The 19099-nt window shown below is 64.4% G+C and carries 15 protein-coding genes; 7 read left to right on the top strand and 8 right to left on the bottom strand.

Annotated features, from left to right (window positions below; translation table 11 throughout):
- Window positions 1-143 precede the first annotated feature (143 nt).
- The 3 genes from RBR52_RS02620 to RBR52_RS02630 all read left to right on the top strand — a co-directional run bounded on the left by RBR52_RS02620 (window position 144) and on the right by RBR52_RS02630 (window position 4567).
- A complete protein-coding gene (locus RBR52_RS02620) occupies window positions 144-1856 on the top strand; it encodes an ABC transporter permease (protein ID WP_413818285.1) in 1713 nt (570 codons plus the stop codon).
- Window positions 1857-1888: 32 nt separating this feature from the next.
- Window positions 1889-3235, top strand: coding sequence for a nitrate/sulfonate/bicarbonate ABC transporter ATP-binding protein (locus tag RBR52_RS02625; RefSeq protein WP_320375616.1), 1347 nt, complete (start codon window positions 1889-1891; stop codon window positions 3233-3235).
- 111 nt (window positions 3236-3346) lie between these two features.
- On the top strand, window positions 3347-4567 hold the full coding sequence (locus RBR52_RS02630) for a glycosyltransferase (RefSeq protein WP_320375617.1): 1221 nt from the start codon (window positions 3347-3349) through the stop codon (window positions 4565-4567).
- Here the strand turns inward: RBR52_RS02630 and RBR52_RS02635 are convergent.
- From RBR52_RS02635 to RBR52_RS02660, 6 genes are all read right to left on the bottom strand, one after another.
- On the bottom strand, window positions 4536-4835 hold the full coding sequence (locus tag RBR52_RS02635) for a hypothetical protein (protein ID WP_320375618.1): 300 nt from the start codon (window positions 4833-4835) through the stop codon (window positions 4536-4538). The genes RBR52_RS02630 and RBR52_RS02635 overlap by 32 nt on opposite strands.
- Before the next feature lie 12 nt (window positions 4836-4847).
- Window positions 4848-5099, bottom strand: a complete 252-nt coding sequence (locus RBR52_RS02640) for a MoaD/ThiS family protein (protein ID WP_320375709.1) — start codon at window positions 5097-5099, stop codon at window positions 4848-4850.
- A 71-nt stretch (window positions 5100-5170) separates the two neighbouring features.
- Window positions 5171-6457, bottom strand: a complete 1287-nt coding sequence (locus tag RBR52_RS02645; protein ID WP_320375619.1) for an FAD/NAD(P)-binding oxidoreductase — start codon at window positions 6455-6457, stop codon at window positions 5171-5173.
- A gap of 138 nt (window positions 6458-6595) precedes the next feature.
- Window positions 6596-8443, bottom strand: a complete 1848-nt coding sequence (locus RBR52_RS02650) for an aldehyde ferredoxin oxidoreductase family protein (RefSeq protein ID WP_320375620.1) — start codon at window positions 8441-8443, stop codon at window positions 6596-6598.
- Window positions 8444-8471: 28 nt separating this feature from the next.
- Complete coding sequence (locus RBR52_RS02655; RefSeq protein WP_320375621.1) at window positions 8472-8948, bottom strand: 4Fe-4S dicluster domain-containing protein; 477 nt, start codon at window positions 8946-8948, stop codon at window positions 8472-8474.
- 184 nt (window positions 8949-9132) lie between these two features.
- A complete protein-coding gene (locus RBR52_RS02660) occupies window positions 9133-9993 on the bottom strand; it encodes a ferritin-like domain-containing protein (RefSeq protein ID WP_320375622.1) in 861 nt (286 codons plus the stop codon).
- Window positions 9994-10292: 299 nt separating this feature from the next.
- On the opposite strand from RBR52_RS02660, the gene RBR52_RS02665 reads away from it, so the two are divergent.
- The 3 genes from RBR52_RS02665 to pncA all read left to right on the top strand — a co-directional run bounded on the left by RBR52_RS02665 (window position 10293) and on the right by pncA (window position 15796).
- Entirely contained in the window at window positions 10293-10973 is a 681-nt protein-coding gene (locus RBR52_RS02665) for an OmpA family protein (RefSeq protein ID WP_320375623.1), read from the top strand.
- A 219-nt stretch (window positions 10974-11192) separates the two neighbouring features.
- Window positions 11193-15173 (top strand): DUF3683 domain-containing protein, encoded by a 3981-nt coding sequence (locus RBR52_RS02670; protein ID WP_413818283.1) that lies wholly within the window; start codon window positions 11193-11195, stop codon window positions 15171-15173.
- Window positions 15174-15175: 2 nt separating this feature from the next.
- A complete protein-coding gene (gene pncA, locus RBR52_RS02675; RefSeq protein ID WP_320375624.1) occupies window positions 15176-15796 on the top strand; it encodes a bifunctional nicotinamidase/pyrazinamidase in 621 nt (206 codons plus the stop codon).
- Here the strand turns inward: pncA and RBR52_RS02680 are convergent, their stop codons facing one another.
- The gene (locus RBR52_RS02680; protein WP_320375625.1) at window positions 15797-16486 is read right to left on the bottom strand and encodes a cytochrome b/b6 domain-containing protein; all 690 of its coding nucleotides are present in this window, start codon (window positions 16484-16486) and stop codon (window positions 15797-15799) included.
- Between the two features lie 36 nt (window positions 16487-16522).
- Window positions 16523-18271, bottom strand: a complete 1749-nt coding sequence (locus RBR52_RS02685; RefSeq protein WP_320375626.1) for a tetrathionate reductase family octaheme c-type cytochrome — start codon at window positions 18269-18271, stop codon at window positions 16523-16525.
- Between the two features lie 350 nt (window positions 18272-18621).
- On the opposite strand from RBR52_RS02685, the gene RBR52_RS02690 reads away from it, so the two are divergent.
- Window positions 18622-19068, top strand: a complete 447-nt coding sequence (locus RBR52_RS02690) for an HIT family protein (protein WP_320375711.1) — start codon at window positions 18622-18624, stop codon at window positions 19066-19068.
- Window positions 19069-19099 lie beyond the last annotated feature (31 nt).

Genomic DNA, 19099 nt, shown 5'->3' on the forward strand with positions numbered 1-19099 from the left:
GAAGGCCTGCAGGCGCGTGGCTGAAATGCACGGATACTTTTGCGTGAAGTCCATGACGATCACAAGATCGAGATTTCCTGCGCTACTGGTTAGACTTGACGGCTGTTTTCCTGCAATTCCCGTTCCTGCTGGCGTTCGTCTTCATGGCCTTCAACTTTCGTCCTCTGGCGTTGCCTCTGCCCAATCGCCGCGATCTGATCGCGCTGCCGCTGGTCATCGGCATGCTGCTTATCATCGGCCATGCAAGCCGCCAGATGGCTGTGCCATTCCATCTGGGCGAGCGCATCTCGCTCTCGCTCGATCCGGGAAACCTGCCGGAATATGCGCTCTACACCGTGCTGCGCATGCTGGCCGCACTCGCTGCAAGTACCGTGTTCACGCTGATCTACGCCTGGATCGCGGCCAACAACCGCTATGCCGAGAGGATCATGGTGCCGCTGCTCGACGTGCTGCAGTCGGTGCCGATTCTGGGCTATCTGTCGATCACCGTCACCGGCTTCATCGCGCTGTTTCCGGGCAGCCTGCTGGGGCTGCAGTTCGCGGTGATTTTCGCGGTGTGGACTTCGCAGGTCTGGAACATGACCTTCAGCCTGTACCAGTCGCTCAAGACCGTGCCGCGCGACCTCGCCGAGGCCGCCACGCTCTACCGTCTCAACGCCTGGCAGCGCTTCTGGAAGCTCGAACTCCCCTACGCCGCCCCCGGCCTGCTGTGGAACGCGATGATGTCCATGTCGGGCGGCTGGTTCTTCGTCGTCGCCGCCGAGGCGCTGACCGTGGCCGGGCAGCAGGTGTCGGTGCCGGGCATCGGCTCGTACATCGCCGCGGCCATAGCCGCCAAGGATCTGGGCGCCATCGGCTGGGCGATTCTGGCGATGATCGGGGTGATTCTGTCGTATGACTTTCTGCTGTTTCGCCCCATCGTCGCCTGGGCCGACAAGTTCCGTCTTGACGACACCGTCAGCGTGGACGCGCCGCGCTCGGTGGTGCTCGATTTCCTGCGCCGCACCCGCCTGACGCAGCGGTTGACGCGGCTGCCCGCCGCGCTGTGGGAAGCCAGTGTGCGCCTGCTGCCTGCGGTGCCCCTGCACAAGCCGCCGCGGCGCGCGCCTTCCGTGTGGGGCGAACGGGTGTTCGTTGCGAGCATGGTGCTGTTCACCCTCGGCCTGATCGTGGCATTGGTTCTGGTGCTGCCGCGCGATTTCGGCTGGCTGCAGGTCGGTCATGTGATGTTGCTGGGCGCGTTCACCGCGATCAAGGTGTTCGTGCTGGTGGGGCTGTCGGCGCTGATCTGGGTGCCGGTGGGCATCTGGATCGGCCTGCGTCCGCGCTGGGCGGCGGTGGCGCAGCCGGTGGCGCAGTTTCTCGCCGCCTTTCCCGCCAACCTGCTGTTTCCGCTGGTGGTCGTGGCCATCGTGCACTGGCATCTCGATGTGAATGTGTTCACCGCGCCGCTGATGATTCTGGGCAGCCAGTGGTACATCCTGTTCTCGGTCATCGGCGCGGCATCGAGCCTGCCCAGCGATTTGCGCGAGGCCGGGCGCAACCTGGGTTTGCGCGGCTGGCTGCTGTGGCGCCGGCTCTACCTGCCCGCCGTGTTTCCGGGTTTTGTCACCGGCGCGCTCACCGCCTCGGGCGGCGCATGGAACGCCAGCATCGTCGCCGAAGTGGTGAGCTGGGGCAGTCACACCCTGATCGCCACCGGGCTGGGCGCCTACATCACCGAGGCCACGCAGCAGGGGCAGACGCTCAAGGTCGGCCTGGGCGTGGGCGTGATGGCGCTGTACGTCATCGCCATCAACCGTCTGGTCTGGCACCGCCTCTACGACATTGCCGCCACGCGGGTGCGGCTCGATTGAACGCCCATTTTCATGCCTTTGGGAGACTTTCCATGAATGCCGTGATTGCCCAGGACCGGCTCGTTACGTCGGCCGACCCCATCTTTCAACTCAGCGGGGTGCGCAAGTCGTATCGCACCTCCGATGGCAGCGAACTGGTCATTCTCGACGGCGTCGATCTCGAACTGCGCGACGGCGAAATTCTGGTGCTGCTGGGGCGATCCGGTTCGGGCAAGTCGACCCTGCTTCGCATCCTGGCGGGTCTGGTGCCCGCCACCGGCGGCAGCGCACTGCACCGTGGCGAACCGATCGACGGGCCGGTGCCGGGGCTGGCGATGGTGTTCCAGAGCTTTGCGCTGTTTCCCTGGCTGACGGTGCTGCAGAACGTCGAACTCGGCCTGGAAGCGCTCAAGGTGCCGCCCGCAGAGCGCCGCGCGCGCGCGCTCGCCGCCATCGATCTCATCGGTCTGGATGGTTTCGAGTCGGCCTATCCACGCGAGTTGTCGGGCGGCATGCGCCAGCGCGTGGGGTTCGCCCGCGCGCTGGTCATCAACCCCGACGTGTTGCTGATGGACGAGCCGTTCTCGGCGCTCGACGTGCTCACCGCCGAAACCCTGCGCACCGACCTGCTCGACCTCTGGGCCGAGCGCAAGATCCCGACGCGCGGCATCCTGCTGGTGTCGCACAACATCGAGGAGGCGGTGCTGATGGCCGACCGCATCGTCATCCTCGGCTCCAACCCCGGCCGGGTGATCAGCGAGATGCGCATCGACCTGTCGCATCCGCGCGAGCGCGAATCGCAGCAGTTCCGCGACCTGGTGGAAAGCATCTACGGCGCCATGACCGCCAGGCCGACGGGGCGCGACGCCGTGCGCAAGCAGGCGCCGGGCATCGGCCTGCGTCTGCCCACGCTCTCGGTCAACGCCCTGGCCGGTCTGCTCGAAGAACTCGATGCGCTCGAAAAGAGCAGCGCCAACACCCGCATCAGCCTGCCCGAACTGGCCGAGGACATGCACTTCTCGGTCGACGATCTGTTCCCGCTGATCGAAGGCGCGGAACTGCTGGGCTTCGCTCAGGCCGAGGAGGGCGACATCATGCTGCTGCCCGCCGGACGGTTGTTCGTCGACGGCACGCTGCAGGAGCGCAAGGAATTGTTCGCCCGCCACCTGATCGAGCGCGTGCCGCTGGTGGCGCGTATCCGCGCGGTGCTCGACGAACGCTACAACCACCGCGCGCCCGATTCGCGCTTTCTCACCGAACTCGAAGACTACCTCAGCGAAGACGAAGCCCGCCGCGTGCTCGATACCGCGATCGACTGGGGCCGCTACGCCGAGCTCTACGCCTACGACGACAACGCCGAAGTGTTCAGCCTCGACAACCCCGAGGCCGATCTGGAGTGAGGGCTCCGCTCAGGGACAAAACGGCGACGGCGACAGCGACTTTGCTCTGAAGTCATGACGTGGTAATTTATTCATGTGACGTAAATATCTTCGGGTATTCTGCGCAGCATCATGCAAACAAAAAATGTCGATTTGATCTATTTCAACGCGGGCGGAGGCCACCGCGCTTCGGCGCTGGCATTGCAGCAGAGCATCGCGCAGGCGGGCCTGCCGTGGCAGGTGCGGCTGGTCAACCTCACCGAGGTGCTCGATCCGCAGGGCACGCTGCGCAAATACACGTTTTCGCCGGAAGACTATTACAACGCCCGCCTGGCGCGCGGCCTGACCATCGGCCTGCGGCATGAACTCAAGCTGCTGCAAGGGGCGCTGCGACTGCTGCATCCCACGCTGCTGAAAATCCTCAAGCTGCACTGGCTGCGCACCGAGCCCGATCTGGTGGTGTCGCTCATCCCCAATTTCAACCGCTCGCTGTATGAGAGTCTGACGGCCACTCTGCCCGGCGTGCCGTATGTCACGCTGTTGACCGACCTGGCCGACTTTCCGCCGCATTTCTGGATGGAGCAGGGGCAGGATCAGCACCTCATCTGCGGCTCGGAGCATGCCGTGCGCCAGGCCCTGCAGTCTGGGTTCGCCGCCGAGAAAGTGCACGCGACCTCGGGCATGATCATCCGCCCCGATTTCTACGCCGAGCCGGTGGGCTTCGACCGCGCCGCGAGGCTGCAGGCTCTGGGCTTCGATCCACGGCGTCCGGTCGGGGTGGTGATGTTCGGCGGGCACGGCTCGCGCAGCATGCTGGCCATCGCCGAGCGCCTGCCCGATGTGCAGCTCATTTTCATGTGCGGTCACAACGACAGGCTGGCGGCCAGGCTGCGCGCCTTGCCGGCTACAGCGCCGCGCCATGTGATGGGCTTCACCAGCGCGGTGGCCGAGGTGATGCGGCTGGGCGATTTTTTCATCGGCAAGCCCGGTCCGGGTTCGCTCAGCGAGGCGCTGCATCTGGGGCTGCCGGTGATCGTCACGCGCAACGCCTGGACCATGCCACAGGAGCGCTACAACACCGACTGGGTGCGAGAAAACGGCTTCGGCATGGTGTTGCCGAGCTTTCGCGCCATCGAGACGGCGCTGCCCGCGTTTCTCGACGATCTCGCCGCCAGCCGCGCGCGCGTGGCCGCGTATCGCAACCGGGCTGTTTTCGAGGTGCCGCAGATCCTGCAGGACGTTCTGCACGGCGCCGAGCAGGTGCACAGGAACATGGGCAGCCTTGGCCTTGAACGGTTCGGCGCCTCTATTGCGCGTGCCTCTACCCGCCGCCTTTTTGAAAATGGGCGGTGAAGCGTTGCCACCATGCCTGACGCTCGTCAGGGCCGGCCGCGCTGAGCGTCACCTCGACCCGCCAGCGCTCCAGCTCGATCCGTCCCAGGCGGGTGGGTTCGGCAGGGTGCAGGCGGATGTGCCAGTCGCTACCGGCGTCATGCCCTGAGAAGGCCTCGGGGCCTTCGGCGCGCAGCGTGGGAAACGCCATCGCCAACTGCCGCACGAAGGCGCTGCGGGTGATGGCCATGTCGAGCCGGCAATGCGCCGGGGCGTCGAGGCCGTACATGCCTTGGTCAGTTCAGCCGCCGGCCACGGGCGGCCAGATCGCCAGGGTTTCACCGTCCTGCAGCACGCGGGTGCCGCGCTGGTCCGGGGGGATGTAGATGCCATTCACCAGAACCAGGTGCACCAGTTTCCAGGGCAGGCGAAAACGCTCCACCACGTCCTGAATGGTGTCGCCGGGGGCGATGTCAAGCGTGATCTGATGGCCCTGCCGCGGTTGGGGCAGATAGTCCGTCAGCGTGGCCATCAGTTTGAGGGTGATGCGCACGCGGGCCGCAGGCGGAGCCATCCGGGCATCGGGGGAGGAGGTGGGTGCGCCCATGAGCGGATGAATCTCCATCAGTGATAGACCCTATCGGTGCGCCGGTCCTGCGCCTGCGCACTGGCGAGATAGGCTTCCATCAGGCGGGTGGGGTCGGCCAGCAGCCGGTCTTTCCAGGCGCCGAGCCGCACCCGGCCTTCCACCAGGCCGCGCAACACGCCGATGTGTTCGGTCGTGCCGATGCTGTTGCTGCCGACCATCACATCGCCCTCGAACTGCAGGCTGAGGTGTTTGTAGCCGGCACGGTCGGTCAGTTCGACGCCCTGTCCCCCCGGCACGCCCTGCCACTGGCCGAAGCTGCTGGAGATCAGCCCGAGGGTGTCGAGCACGTTGATCTGGGTGACGCCGCGCAGCTTCGTGCGCTTGCCCGCCATATTCATCGCCGCGACATAGGCCTGATCGACCGCGTTGGGCTGGATGGCGCTGACGATGGGCTTGCCGTAGAGCAGGTCGAAGGCCTCGGCGCAATCCCCGGCGGCATAGATGCCGGGTACATTGGTCTGCATGTGCTCGTCGGTGAGCACACCCTGCAGACAATGCACGCCGGAGCCTTCGAGAAAACCGATATTGGGCTTGACGCCTGCCGCCGAAATCACCAGATCGGCGGCCAGTCGCTCGCCGGTGGACAGGCGCACGGCCAGCGGCGCTGCGATGTCGGCTGGGTTCGATTCGATGGATTCGATGCGCGTACCGGTGTGCACCGCCACGCCCTTGCCTTGCACCCAGTCGCGGATCATGCCGCCTGCGGTTTCCCCCATCATGCGCGGCACCATGCGGTCGCCCATTTCCACCACGGTGAGCTGCACCCGGCGGCGCACCAGGCTTTCCATGATGATGCAGCCGATGAAACCGGCGCCGAGCTGGATGACCCGTGCACCGGGCACGGCGAACCGGGCGATGGTGCGGGCGTCTTCCAGCGTCCAGCAGGTATGCACCCGCTGGGCGTGGATGCCGGGAATGCGCGGCAGCACCGGCGCCGAGCCGGTGGCGAGCAGCAGGGTGTCGAAGGGCAGCGCCTCGCCGGATTCGAGGGCGAGGGTTTTGCTCGCGGCGTCGAGCGACTTCACCCGCGCATGGCGCGGGTCGATGCCAAGCTGCCTGAAGTGCTGCGGCTCCTTGCGCAGCCAAGTGCCGCGCTCGGTGATGTCGCCATGCAGCAGGTAGGGAATCGCCATGCGCGAATACGGCGGCCCTTCTTCGTCGCCGATCAGGGTGATGCGGTCTTCGGCGGCGATGTGTTTGCGCAGGGTTTCTGCGGCGACGACGCCTGCAGGGCCATTGCCGATGATGACGTGGTGTTTCATGTTGTTTGCCTCGATTCCGAACCGATCTCACGCCGTCCGACTCCTCCCCCACGGTGTGGGGGAGGTTGGGAGGGGGAGGTGGTGGGTGCGCAACCCTCCCCACCCCAACCCTCCCCACGCGTGGGGAGGGGGCTCAAGTCAAAGCCCGAGCCGCGTGCGGGTTTCGGGCTTGAGCATGCCTTCCGGGGTCCAGCCGCGCAGCTCGTAATACCGCGGCAGCATCTCGGGCAGCTTGTTCACCAGCCCCTTGGCCGGGCCGGTCTTGGCGGGCTCGTGAAGCAGGCGCGGCGGCAAGGTGTCATCCCGGGCGGTGAAGCCTGCGCGGTTGTTGTAGTCGCGCTCCATATTCCAGATGCGTTCGCCGATGGTGGCCAGGTTTTCCATCGTGAAGCCCTCGTCGCAAGCGGCGGCGAGCTGCGGCTGCACGTCGGCCAGCGTCCAGGCGAAACTGGTGAACAGGCAGATGCCGGCGGAATCGAACACTGCTGTGGCGTCTTGGAAGGCCTTGACCAGTTCGGGCTTGCCCTCGCTCACCAGCGGATCGGTCTTGACCGGAATGCCCAGCACCTCGGAGGCGACGGTATAGCCGCGCAGGTGGCAGGCGCCGCGGTTGGACGTGGCGTAGGCCAGCCCCATGCCCTGGATGCCGCGCGAGTCGTAGGCGGGGAACTCCTGCCCCTTGACGCTCATGCTCAGTTCGGGATGGCCGTATTTGGCCGTCAGCCGCTTGCTGCCCAGCGCGATCTCCTTGCCGAAGCCCTCGCCGTGCGCGGTGATTTCGGCGAAATAGGTCAGCGCCCTGGCCGAGCCGAAAGGCGCTTCGATGCCGAGTTGCTCCTTGGTCAGCAGGCCCATGTCGTACAGCTCCATCACCGCGCCGACGGTCGCGCCGAAGGTGATCGGGTCCATGCCGTCTTCGTTGCAGATGAAGTTGGCGTAGGTCAGGGCTTCGAGATCATCGACGCCGCAGGCCGAGCCCAGCGCCCAGGCGGCTTCATACTCCAGGCCGCCCGAGGCGCCCCAGTATTGCGGCTTATTCTCGACGGTGAAGTGATGTTCATCGATCTTGCTGATGCGGCCGCAGGCGATGGTGCAGCCGAAGCAGGCCTGGTTGGTGACCAGATTGGGTTTGCCGTCGGTCTTGCGCGGCTCGTGCATCGCCTCGCCGGAGATGTCTTTCGCGCCCTCGAACTGGACGTCGCGGTGATTGCGCGTGGGCATGGCGCCGATTTCGTTGATCACGTTCATCAGCACCTGGGTGCCGTATTTGGGCAGTCCCTGTCCGGTGACGGCGTTGTCGTGCAGCACCTTTTTCCCCGCATTGACCGCGGCCATGAACGCCTTGGGATCGCGCACATTGCCCACGCCCAGGGTGCCGCGCACGGCGATGGCCTTGAGGTTCTTGCTGCCCATCACCGTGCCCACGCCCGAGCGACCGGCGGCGCGGTGCAGGTCGTTGACGATGGCGGCATACATCACCCCGTTCTCTCCGGCGCGGCCGATGGAGCTGACGCGGATCTGCGGATCCTGGTGGTGGTTCTTGATCCACGGCTCGGTTTCCCACACCGTCTTGCCCCAGATCGGTGCGGCGTCGCGCAACTCGGCCTTGTCGTTTTCGATCGACAGATACACCGGCTTGGGCGACTTGCCCTCGATGATGATCATGTCCCATCCGGCCATTTTCAGCTCGGCGCCGAAGTAGCCGCCCGAATTGGAGCAGGCGATGGCGCCGGTGAGCGCGCCCTTGGTGATGACGGAATAGCGTCCGCCGGTGGAAACCGGCGTGCCGGTCAGCGGCCCGGTGGCGTAGATCAGCTTGTTGTCGGGCGACAGCGGATCGACCTTGGGGTCGACCTCCTCGACGAAGTATTTGGTCGCCAGTCCGCGCTGGCCGATGTAGTCGCGTGCCCACTGCATGTTCAGCGGCTCGCTCTTGAGGGTGCCTTGCGTGAGATTGACGCGCAGGATTTTTCCAGCCCAGGTCATGGTGGTCTCCTTTGGGATGTCTGTGTTTTCAGGCCGCGGCGTTCTGGTTGCCCAGCCGGTCGGCCCATTGCTGCATGCGCGACAGTCCGGTCCAGCTGGCATCGATATAGGTGATGGCGCCGGTGGGGCAGGCTTCGGCGCAGGCGGGTTCGCCGCCGCAGAGGTCGCACTTCTGCACCTTGCCGGTATCGGCGACGTAGTTCACCGTGCCGAAGGGGCAGGCGATGGTGCAGACCTTGCACCCCACGCAGACGTCTTCGAGCACGATCTTGGCACCCGTGGCGGCGTCGAGCTTGATGGCCTCCACCGGGCAGGCGTGCAGGCACCAGGCCTCGTCGCACTGGGTGCAGGTGTAGGGCACCTTGCGCCCGGTTTCGTGGAAATCGAACACCTTGATGCGGCTCTTGGCGGTGTTGAAAATGCCGTAGTTTTCATACGAGCAGGCCATTTCGCATTGCAGGCAACCCGTGCACTTGTCCGGGTCGATGTGCAGGGACTTTTGCATCTTGCGTCTCCTCGACAGTTGTGAATATCGCTACCACGCATCCGCAGCGGATGGGGTCTTGATCATGGCAATATAGGCCGCGGTTCTGAAAGGTGAAAGCGGCGGAAACTCTATGCCCGACCATGGCGCTCGGGTATGAGCTCAAGCGCTATCCACCTGTCGTGCAACGCGAAAAAAGCGACGCTCAGGCCGCCATCACCCGCCGCGCCAAAAGAGTCAAAGGGCGCTCGATCCAATGCTCCATGCGATGCGGCAGCGCCAGCGGCTTGAGCAGCATTTTCACCGCCTGCTCCATCGGCAGCCGCGCGCCCATATGGCGGTACAGGCGTTGAGTGATATGTTCGAACGGTACATCGTCTGCTGCATCGAGGTGGGGCTGGAACATCCAGACGTGGCGCAGCGCGATGTCGGAGTCGCTGGTGCGCAGTTCGGTGAGACGGCGCTTGAGCGCGCCGAGAATGCGCCCGCGCGACAAATTGCGCTCGGTGTTGAGTTCCTTGAAATAGCGGTAAAAGTGTTTGTAATGCTGCACTTCGTCGATGCGGATGTGCTCGGCCAGGTCGGCGAGCACCGGTTCGCCGGTGAGGTCGCGCAGGGTCTGGTAGTAGGTGGCCGTGCCCGTTTCCACCACGCAGCGGGCCACGAGCTCCAGCGGGCGCTCTTCCTCCAGTTCCTCGACGGTGCACAGGCGGGAGTATTCGCTGAAAAAAGAGGCGTAGGCCGCCTCCCAGTCGAACTCGGGCCATACCGTCTGCACATAGGTCTTGAGCGCGCGGCCATGCTGCAGTTCTTCGGGCTCCCACTGGTGTTGCAGCCAGTCGGAGATCGGCGGGTAGGCTTCGAAGTGCTCGACCAGATTGCGGGTATAGGTTTCCGACCCCGACTCGATGAATGAGGCGCTGGTCAGCAGATAGAACAGCTCGACGTTGTCGTGTACCAGCCTCGTGCAAATGCGCGAATAATCAATCCAGTCCAGCGTCCAGTGTGGCTGCAGTCCAGAGGAACGCTGTGCGAGCGCGGGAGATGATGCAATGGCGTGATTCATGGAACGATTCTCCACCGTGTCATGCTTGAAGAATAGACTGAAAATTCAACATCACAGTTCCGCATTGTTGCGTAATCGCTGCCGGAACGGGCCTAAACTTGTCAAAAGATATGACCACTCAGAGGGTGTGAATGAATCCGGCGTGGCCGAGCAGCGCGTCCAAAGTGCTCCAATCAAGGCGCAAAGCACAGCCGTGCCCCTCGGCACGGCGCGCATTTGCAACGCTGCAGGGGGCGCTTTGGGCGCGATGAGCGGGCATGGCGGATTTGTTCACACCCTCTCAATACAAGGAGTCTCTCATGAAGTCGCAAAAAACTCTTGCCATCGTCCTCTCGGCCAGTCTCGTCGCGCTGTCGCTGGGCGGTTGCGCGAACATGAACGAATCACAGAAAAGCACGGCCACGGGAGCCGGGATCGGCGCCGCGACCGGGGCGGTCATTGGTGCACTGACGGCTGGCGGCAATACCGGCAAGAGCGCAACGACGGGCGCCCTGGCCGGTGCGGCGGTGGGCGCGCTGGGCGGTTATCTGTGGAACCAGCATCTGGAGCAGCAAAAGCAGCAATTGCAGGCGCAGGCACAGGCCTCGGGCACGGGCGTGCAGGTGACGCAGACGCAGGACAACCGCCTGAAGATGAACGTGCCGGCCGACGCCGGGTTTGCCACGGGCAGCGCCCAGCTCAATCCGCGCATGTATCCCATTCTGGAAAGCCTGGCCACCGGCCTGAATCAGAACCCCGCTGAAACCGTGCAGGTGTTCGGCTTCACCGACAGCACGGGAACCGACGCGATCAATTACCCGTTGTCCGAAAACCGCGCGCTGACGGTGAAGAATTTTCTCGTGTCGCGCGGTGTGGCGCCGCAGCGCATTGTTACCCAGGGACTGGGGCCGCAAAACCCGGTGGCGAGCAACGCCACGGCTGCGGGCCGCGCCGCCAATCGGCGGGTGGAGATCTACGTGGCCGTGCCGGCGCAGCGCTGAGCAAATCCCCCTCGTCGCCAGCGGGGAAGGAGTTTTGATGAAAACCTAAGGTTTTATTGAAACCTGCGGTTTTCAGCGTTTTTCCTGATCTGTGTCAAACAGCCTGGGTAGTCGGGAATAGGGCATGAAAATGCGTCAGGCGTTGTTGTCATGGGGAAATAGCGGTATCCCTACAATGGCGCTTTATCTCCCCGGTCCGCCTGCCGGACCGCCGCCGCGATGAACGCCCCCGCTTCACAAGCTCCTGATTTGCTTCCTATGCTCAGCCAGGGCGGTACAGATGCCCCGCCCCGCCTGCGAGAAATCCCGTACAACTACACCTCCTTCTCCGACCGCGAAGTGGTGATGCGACTGCTGGGCGAACAGGCCTGGGATTGGCTCAACCAGTTGCGGCAGGAGCGGCGCACCGGGCGTTCGGCGCGCATGCTGTACGAGGTGCTGGGCGACATCTGGGTGGTGCAGCGCAATCCGTTTTTGCAGGACGATCTGCTGCAGAGCCGCAAGCGGCGTGCCGCGCTGATCGAGGCGCTCGAACACCGGCTGCGCGAAATCGACCGCCGCCGCGACGACAGCGCACGCAGCCCAGGCTCGGACGCGCAGCGCGACGCCCTGGTGCGTCAACTGCTCGACCGTGCCCGTGGCGCCGTGGCCGCCTTCGCCGCCTGGTTCGACGAGGCCGCGGCGTTGCGCCAGCGCGCCCGCAAGGTGCTGGGGCGGCACAGCGCGCAGGGCGCGATCCGCTTCGACGGCATGGCGCGGGTGTCGCACGTGACCGACGCCACCGACTGGCGGGTGGAGTATCCCTTTGTCGTGCTCTGTCCCGACAGCGAGGCTGAAATCGCCGGGCTGGTGCAGGGCTGCATCGAATTGGGGCTGACCATCATTCCGCGCGGAGGCGGCACCGGCTATACCGGCGGGGCCATCCCGCTGGTGTGGAAGAGCGCGGTGATCAATACCGAAAAGCTCGACCGCATCGGTCCGGTCGAATACATCGAACTGCCCGGCTTGGCCCATCCCGTGCCCACCATCCAGACGCCGGCCGGCGTGGTGACGCAGCGCGTGGCCGATGCGGCGGAAGCCGCCGGGCTGGTGTTCGCGGTCGATCCGACCTCGGCCGATGCGTCCTGCGTGGGCGGCAATGTGGCCATGAACGCCGGTGGCAAGAAGGCCGTGCTGTGGGGCACGGCGATCGACAATCTGGCCTCCTGGCGCATGGTCGATCCGCAGGGCCGCTGGGTGGAAGTGCAGCGGCTCGACCACAACCTCGGCAAGATTCACGATGTCGAGGTGGCGCGCTTCGACATCCGCACTTTCGCCGCCGACGGCGTGACCCTGCTGGAGCAGCGGCTGCTGGAGATTCCCGGCGCGCGGTTCCGCAAGGCGGGTCTGGGCAAGGACGTGACCGATAAATTCCTCGCCGGTCTGCCGGGCGTGCAAAAGGAAGGGTGCGACGGCATCATCACCAGCGCCCGCTGGGTGTTGCACAAAATGCCGCCGCATGCGCGCACCGTCTGTCTGGAATTTTTCGGCCAGGCGCGCGAGGCCATTCCCAGCATCGTCGAGATCAAGACCTTTCTCGACGCCCGGCCGGGCGGGGCGATTCTGGCAGGCCTCGAACATCTCGATGATCGCTATCTCAAGGCCGTGGGCTATGCGACCAAGAGCGCCCGCGGCACGCTGCCCAAGATGGTGCTGTTCGGCGACATCGTCGGCGAAGACGAAGCAGCCGTGGCCCGCGCCGCCTCCGAGGTGGTGCGCATGGCCAATGCGCGGGTGGGCGAGGGCTTCATCGCGGTGAGCGCCGAAGCGCGCAAGAAATTCTGGCTCGACCGCAAGCGCACCGCGGCCATCGCCCGCCACACCAATGCCTTCAAGATCAATGAAGACGTGGTCATCCCGCTGCCGCGCATGGGGGAGTATGTCGATGGCATCGAGCGCATCAACGTCGAGCTGTCGCTGAAGAACAAGCTGGCGCTGGTGGCCGAAATCGACCGCGCGCTGCGCGGCACGCTGCCGCTGGCGCGCAATGAAGAGCTGGCCGATGGCGAGCCCGCGCTTTCGCCGGAAGACCTCGAAGCCAAGCGCGCGCAGGCGCTGGATCTGCTCGCCGCGGTGCATGCGCGCTGGTCGTTCTATCTCGACCATCTCGATGCGCCGCTGCCTTCGCTGCCCGCCGCACAGCGCGCGCCCATTCCCGCGCTGACTTCGGTGTTCGCCGGGGCCGACGCTGCGCAGAGCACGCTGTTCCATCTGTTGCAGGATCATTCTCTGCGCGCCTCCTGGAAGGCCGAATTGCGCAAGCCGCTGGCTGCGGTGTTCGCTGGCGGCCTGTTCGAACCCTTGCGCCGCGAAATCGACGCCATTCACCAGCGCGTGCTCAAAAGCCGCTGCTGGGTGGCGCTGCACATGCACGCGGGTGATGGCAATGTGCACACCAACATCCCCGTCAACTCCGACGATTACGCCATGTTGCAGCAGGCGCACGACGCGGTGGCCCGCATCATGGCGCTGGCGCGCAGCCTGGGCGGGGTGATTTCGGGCGAGCATGGGATCGGCATCACCAAGCTGGAATTTCTCGGCGAGGATGAGATCGGCGCGTTCCGCGCCTACAAGCGCGAGGTCGATCCCGAGGGCCGTTTCAACAAAGGCAAGCTGCAGGGTGACCCGGCGCTCCCCGCCGATCTGCGCAATGCCTACACCCCCAGCTTCAACCTGATGGGGCATGAGTCGCTCATCATGCAGCAAAGCGACATCGGCGCGATCAGCGCTTCGGTGAAGGACTGCCTGCGCTGCGGCAAGTGCAAGGGTGTGTGCGCCACGCATGTGCCGCGCGCCAATCTGCTGTATTCGCCGCGCGACAAGATTCTCGCCACCTCGGCGCTGATCGAGGCCTTCCTGTACGAGGAGCAGACCCGGCGTGGCGTGAGTATCCGCCACTGGGAAGAGTTCGAGGACGTGGCCGATCATTGCACGGTCTGCCACAAATGCGTGACACCCTGCCCGGTGGACATCGACTTCGGCGATGTCACCATGAATATGCGCAACCTGCTGCGCAAGATGGGCAAGAAGAGCTTCAAGCCGGGCAATGTCGCGGCGATGTTCTTTCTCAATGCCACACAGCCGCAGACCATCAAGCTGGTGCGCACCGCGATGGTCGGCGTGGGCTTCAAGGTGCAGCGTCTGGCCACACGCCTGCTCAGGCCGCTGGCCAGACCGCAGACGGCGCATCCGCCTCTCACCGTGGGCAAGCCGCCGATCCGCGAACAGGTGATCCACTTCATCAACAAGCCCATGCCGGGCGGCCTGCCCAAGAAGACCGCGCGCGCGCTGCTCGACATCGAAGACAAGGATTTCGTGCCGATCATCCGCAATCCGGCCGCGACCTCGGTGGACAGCGAGGCGGTGTTCTATTTTCCCGGCTGCGGCTCGGAGCGGCTGTTCAGCCAGGTCGGGCTGGCGACGCAGGCCATGCTGTGGCATGCCGGGGTGCAGACGGTGCTGCCGCCGGGCTATCTGTGCTGCGGCTATCCGCAGCGCGGTTCGGGCCAGTTCGACAAGGCCGAGAAGATCATCACCGACAACCGGGTGCTGTTCCACCGCGTGGCCAACACCCTCAACTATCTCGACATCAAGACCGTGGTGGTGAGCTGCGGCACCTGCTACGACCAGTTGCAGGGCTATGAATTCGACAAGATTTTCCCCGGCTGCCGCATCATCGACATCCACGAATATCTGCTGGAAAAGGGTTACAGACTGAGCGGCAACGGCGCGGCGGGCGCGGTGAAGTATCTGTATCACGACCCTTGCCACAGCCCGATGAAAACGCAGGAGCCGATGAAGACCGTCAAGGCGCTGCTGGGTGACGGTGTGCTCAAAAGTGATCGTTGCTGCGGCGAAAGCGGCACGTTTGGCATCTCGCGGCCCGACATCGCCACGCAGGTGCGCTTTCGCAAGGAAGAAGAACTGCGCAAGAACGAGCTGGCGCTGCGGGCCGATGGCTTTGCCGGAGACATCAAGATTCTGACTTCCTGCCCGTCGTGCCTGCAGGGCCTGGCCCGTTATGGCAACGATCTGCAGCACGGCCTGCTCGAAGCCGACTACGTCGTGATCGAAATGGCACGTCACCTCATCGGCGAAAATTGGATGGCCGACTACGTCAAGGCGGCGAACAACGGCGGCATCGAGCGCGTATTGCTGTAATCATGAACGCTGCCGCCCCCGCTCTGCTGGTGATCGACGTGCAGAACGGCTTTTGCACCGGCGGCGGCCTGCCGGTGCCCGATGGTGAAGCCGTCGTGCCGGTGATCAACCGGCTGGCGGCAAAGTTTGCGCAGGTGGTGCTGACGCAGGACTGGCACCCGCCGGGCCATGTCTCTTTTGCCAGTTCCCACCCGGGGCGGCAGCCCTTCGAGACCATCAACCTGGACTATGGGCCGCAGGTGCTCTGGCCGGATCATTGCGTCCAGGGCACACGCGACGCCGATTTCCACCCCGAGCTGCACATTCCCCATGCCCAGGCCATCCTCCGCAAAGGCTGGCGGGCGGGCATCGACAGTTATTCAGCCTTTTTCGAGGCCGACCGCAGGACGCCAACCGGTTTGACGGGCTATCTGCGCGAGCAGGGCGTGCGCGAACTGGTGCTGTGCGGATTGGCCACGGATTTCTGTGTGGCCTGGAGCGCTTGGGATGCTCGCGCCGCAGGATTTGGCGTGACGGTGGTGGAAGACGCCTGCCGCGCCATCGACCTGGACGGTTCGCTGGATCAGGCTTGGACGAAAATGCGCGCCGCTGGGGTGCGGCGCGCGATGTCTGACGAGTTCTGATCAGACTTTTTCAGTGACGGCAGCGATTTTTTGCGTCCGTTGCACGGGCGTCGGCTGCGCAGGAGCTGCAGTATCCTCGGGCTCGTCTTCATAGCCGCGGATCATGGCCATGATGTGCGCCGTCGGGGTGTGGCCGGTGGTCGTCAGATAGACGTGGATGATGAAGAAGATCAGCATCATGTAGGCGCCGATGGTGTGCGCCCAGGCTACGAGCTGCAGGCTGATGCCCCACTGCTGCCAGACCGGCCAGGCGCCCCAGTCGGCAAAGAACAGCAGCCAGATGCCGCTGATCCAGATGATGGGGTTGATCATCAGCTTCAACCACAGATACGCCAGACGCTGCAGCGGGTTGTGCTTGCGCGCCGGAGTCGGATGGTAGGGGTGCTCCTCGCCGCGGAACATGCCCCAGGCGTAGTGCCGCGCGACCAGAAAGACTTTGTCGAAGGTCGGGATGTATTGCTTCCATTCGCCGGTGGTGAAGTGCCAGAAAATGGCGAACACCCACAGGATCACCAGTGCCCAGGCGGCGATGGTGTGGATGCGCAGCGCGGTGAGGAAGTCTACGCCCAGGTCGTATAGGCCGTGGATGCGAAAGCCCGAGAGCATGAGCAGGATGATGAGCCCGGCCTGGCTCCAGTGCCAGAAGCGCTCGAACCGCTTGAACAGGATGACGCGATGTGTTGTGGCCATGACGGATTCCTCTGAGGGTTTGCCTTGCGCGGGTGATCAGTGGTTCTTGCTTCCGGGCTTGTTGCGACGGCGCAGCCACAGGAAGCTGCGGATGCCGCCATGCACCATCACCCCGGCCAGGCTCAGCCCGGCCACACCCAGACCGATGGTTTCGATCCAGGTCTGATGGTCTTTGCTGCGTCCGGGGATGTAGATGCCGTCGATTTTCTCCAGCCGCCCGTTGTTGGCATGGCATTGCGCGCAGTTGAGCGCCTTGTCCTTGGGCGCGACCATATGCGTGATCGGCCAGGTGGTGGTGGTCTTGACGAATTCATACTTGCCCGACCACTCCAGCCCCGCCTCCTTCATGCCTGCGGCGATGGATTTTTCCCAGTCCATGGTGTGCCAGTAGGCCGCATCATCGAAACCGGCGTTGTGGATGGCCAGCAGACGGTGCATCTCCGGGTCGTAGGGCTGGGTGCCTTTCATGGTCTTGACCGGCCAGATGCGCGACTTGCCATCGGTGGGGCTGCCACCGTATTGATTGATGGCGATCACGCCGTCCTTGTTCGGCACGGCGTTCTCGCCGATATTCATCCACTTCACCGCTCCGTTGAACCAGGTGTAGTCGGGCACGACGTCCTCGCCCAGCTTGAACTGGCCCTTGATGCCCAGATAGGTCGGGTGGCCGTGCTCGTCATTGATGACCAGGGGTTTGCCGTCGGGGCCGCGCTGACCGGCCTTGGAATAGTCCCACTCCATCTTGGTGGGCACGCCGCCGCGGGCGAACTCGGGGATGTGGCAGGTCTGGCAGGCGATGTTGCGGGTGTGCATGTTCAGCTCCTGCGCCAGATTGCCCTTGTGCGGGGTGTCGCCGTGGCAGGACTGGCAGCTCGCCGCGCTGCCCATATTGTGCTGGCTGCCGCGCACATATTGGCCGCCGAGGTGTTTGGCGTCGAGTTTGTAGTGGCTGCCGCTGACCTCGTGTCCACCGGTGACGTGGCAGGTCTGGCAGGTGAAGTTCAGCCCGTCCTTGGCCATGTGCACGTCGAGTGATTTGGGCGGATTGATGAGCGAGCTGTCGAGATCGCCGTGCTTCACGCCGTCGCCGCCGCCGCCGTTGAAGTGGCAGGTGCCGCAATTGGCGCGTGCGGGTTCGCCCACATGCTGAGCGATCACGGCCAGATCGATCGGTTCGATGAACTTGCCCGAGCCCGGCGGCATCTCGATGGGGGTGGTCGGCGGGTTGCCCGACTGGTAGGGCGCCTTGACGTATTTGCCGGTCTGGTCGTGGCAGACCAGGCAGTCCACATCGGTGTCCGGTCGTTTGCTGAAGGCGACGAACTCACCGCTCTTGGCATCCCCATAGCCGACGTGGCAGCCTGTGCAGTATTGTTGGTTGCTCGGCGTAGACACGCAGAAGTTGTTCATCACCTTGTTCTTGCCGACGATGCGCTTGGAGTCTTGTTCGACGGCTTCCCACTTCCAGTGGAGGGTGCTCTTGATCTGCTTGGCCGCCTCGGTATGGCAGCTCAGGCAGGCCGCGGTGACTTCGGGGCCGCTTTTGAACGGCCCTTGAAGCTCCTTGAACTTGCTGTGGTCGACCGTGGCCTTCGGGCCGGTGGGGATCTTGGGAATCACGGCATAAGGCGCGTTGATATCGACCTCGGCAATGGCCGACTGCGGCGCTGACGAAGCAGGGGAGGCCAGCGCGGGCGGGGCGCTGGCCGCGGCCGCAAGGAGAGCGGCCAGATGGAGCCAGAAGCCGAAGCGGGCAGCAGGCGCGAAGCGGTGGGTAAGCGGCATGACGGACACTCCAGTCGGTGCGCGAAACGGATCGATCAAGGTCAGTATGGTCACAGATACAGTAAGTTGCAATTGTGACAAGACGCAAAAACAACGAACCCGATATGCCGAAATTGCAATCTTTTGATCTGGGATAAATGAATCCATCGAATCAGTCGCGCGGCCCGCCCCCGCTTTGCCCGCGAGCGTGTGATTCGAACAACAGCCGTATCGGGTGCGATGCCGATAACATCTTCTGCGAGCCGGACTGTTTTATGGCCCGTTCTGTCTGAATTGCGGGCGAGCAGCAAAACGCCAACACAGCTGCCTCATGTCAGGCCTGTGAACCATCCCGTGCTCTTGAAATGGACATGCCGAACGGAACGAACTGCCCTCTGTGTGACACCGACGGTGGCCGGGTGATCTGGCGCGGCGCCGAATTTCGCTTGATTCGTGCCGACGACGCCTTGCTGCCCGCGCTGTACCGGATCGTGTGGAACGCGCACTTGACCGAGTTCAGCGACTTGAGCGCACTGCAGCGGCTGAGCTGCATGGACGCCGTGGTGCTGGTCGAGCAGACGCTGCGTGCGACACTCGCTCCCGACAAGATCAACCTCGCCAGTCTGGGCAATGTGGTGCCGCATCTGCACTGGCATGTGATGCCGCGCTGGCGCTGGGACGCTTACTGGCCGCAGTCCGCCTGGTCTGCGGCGCAGCGCACGATGGACGATGCCAGGCTGGCCAGAGTCAACGCCTTGCTGCCCGAGGTGGATGCGGCTTTGTTGCGCGCATTCGCCAGGCGCTTCGGCGGCACATAAACCCAGGAAAGGATGCCGCCCGGGCATGGCG

The organism is Thiomonas sp. (assembly GCF_034007205.1).
In the GTDB taxonomy this organism is placed as follows: domain Bacteria; phylum Pseudomonadota; class Gammaproteobacteria; order Burkholderiales; family Burkholderiaceae_C; genus Thiomonas.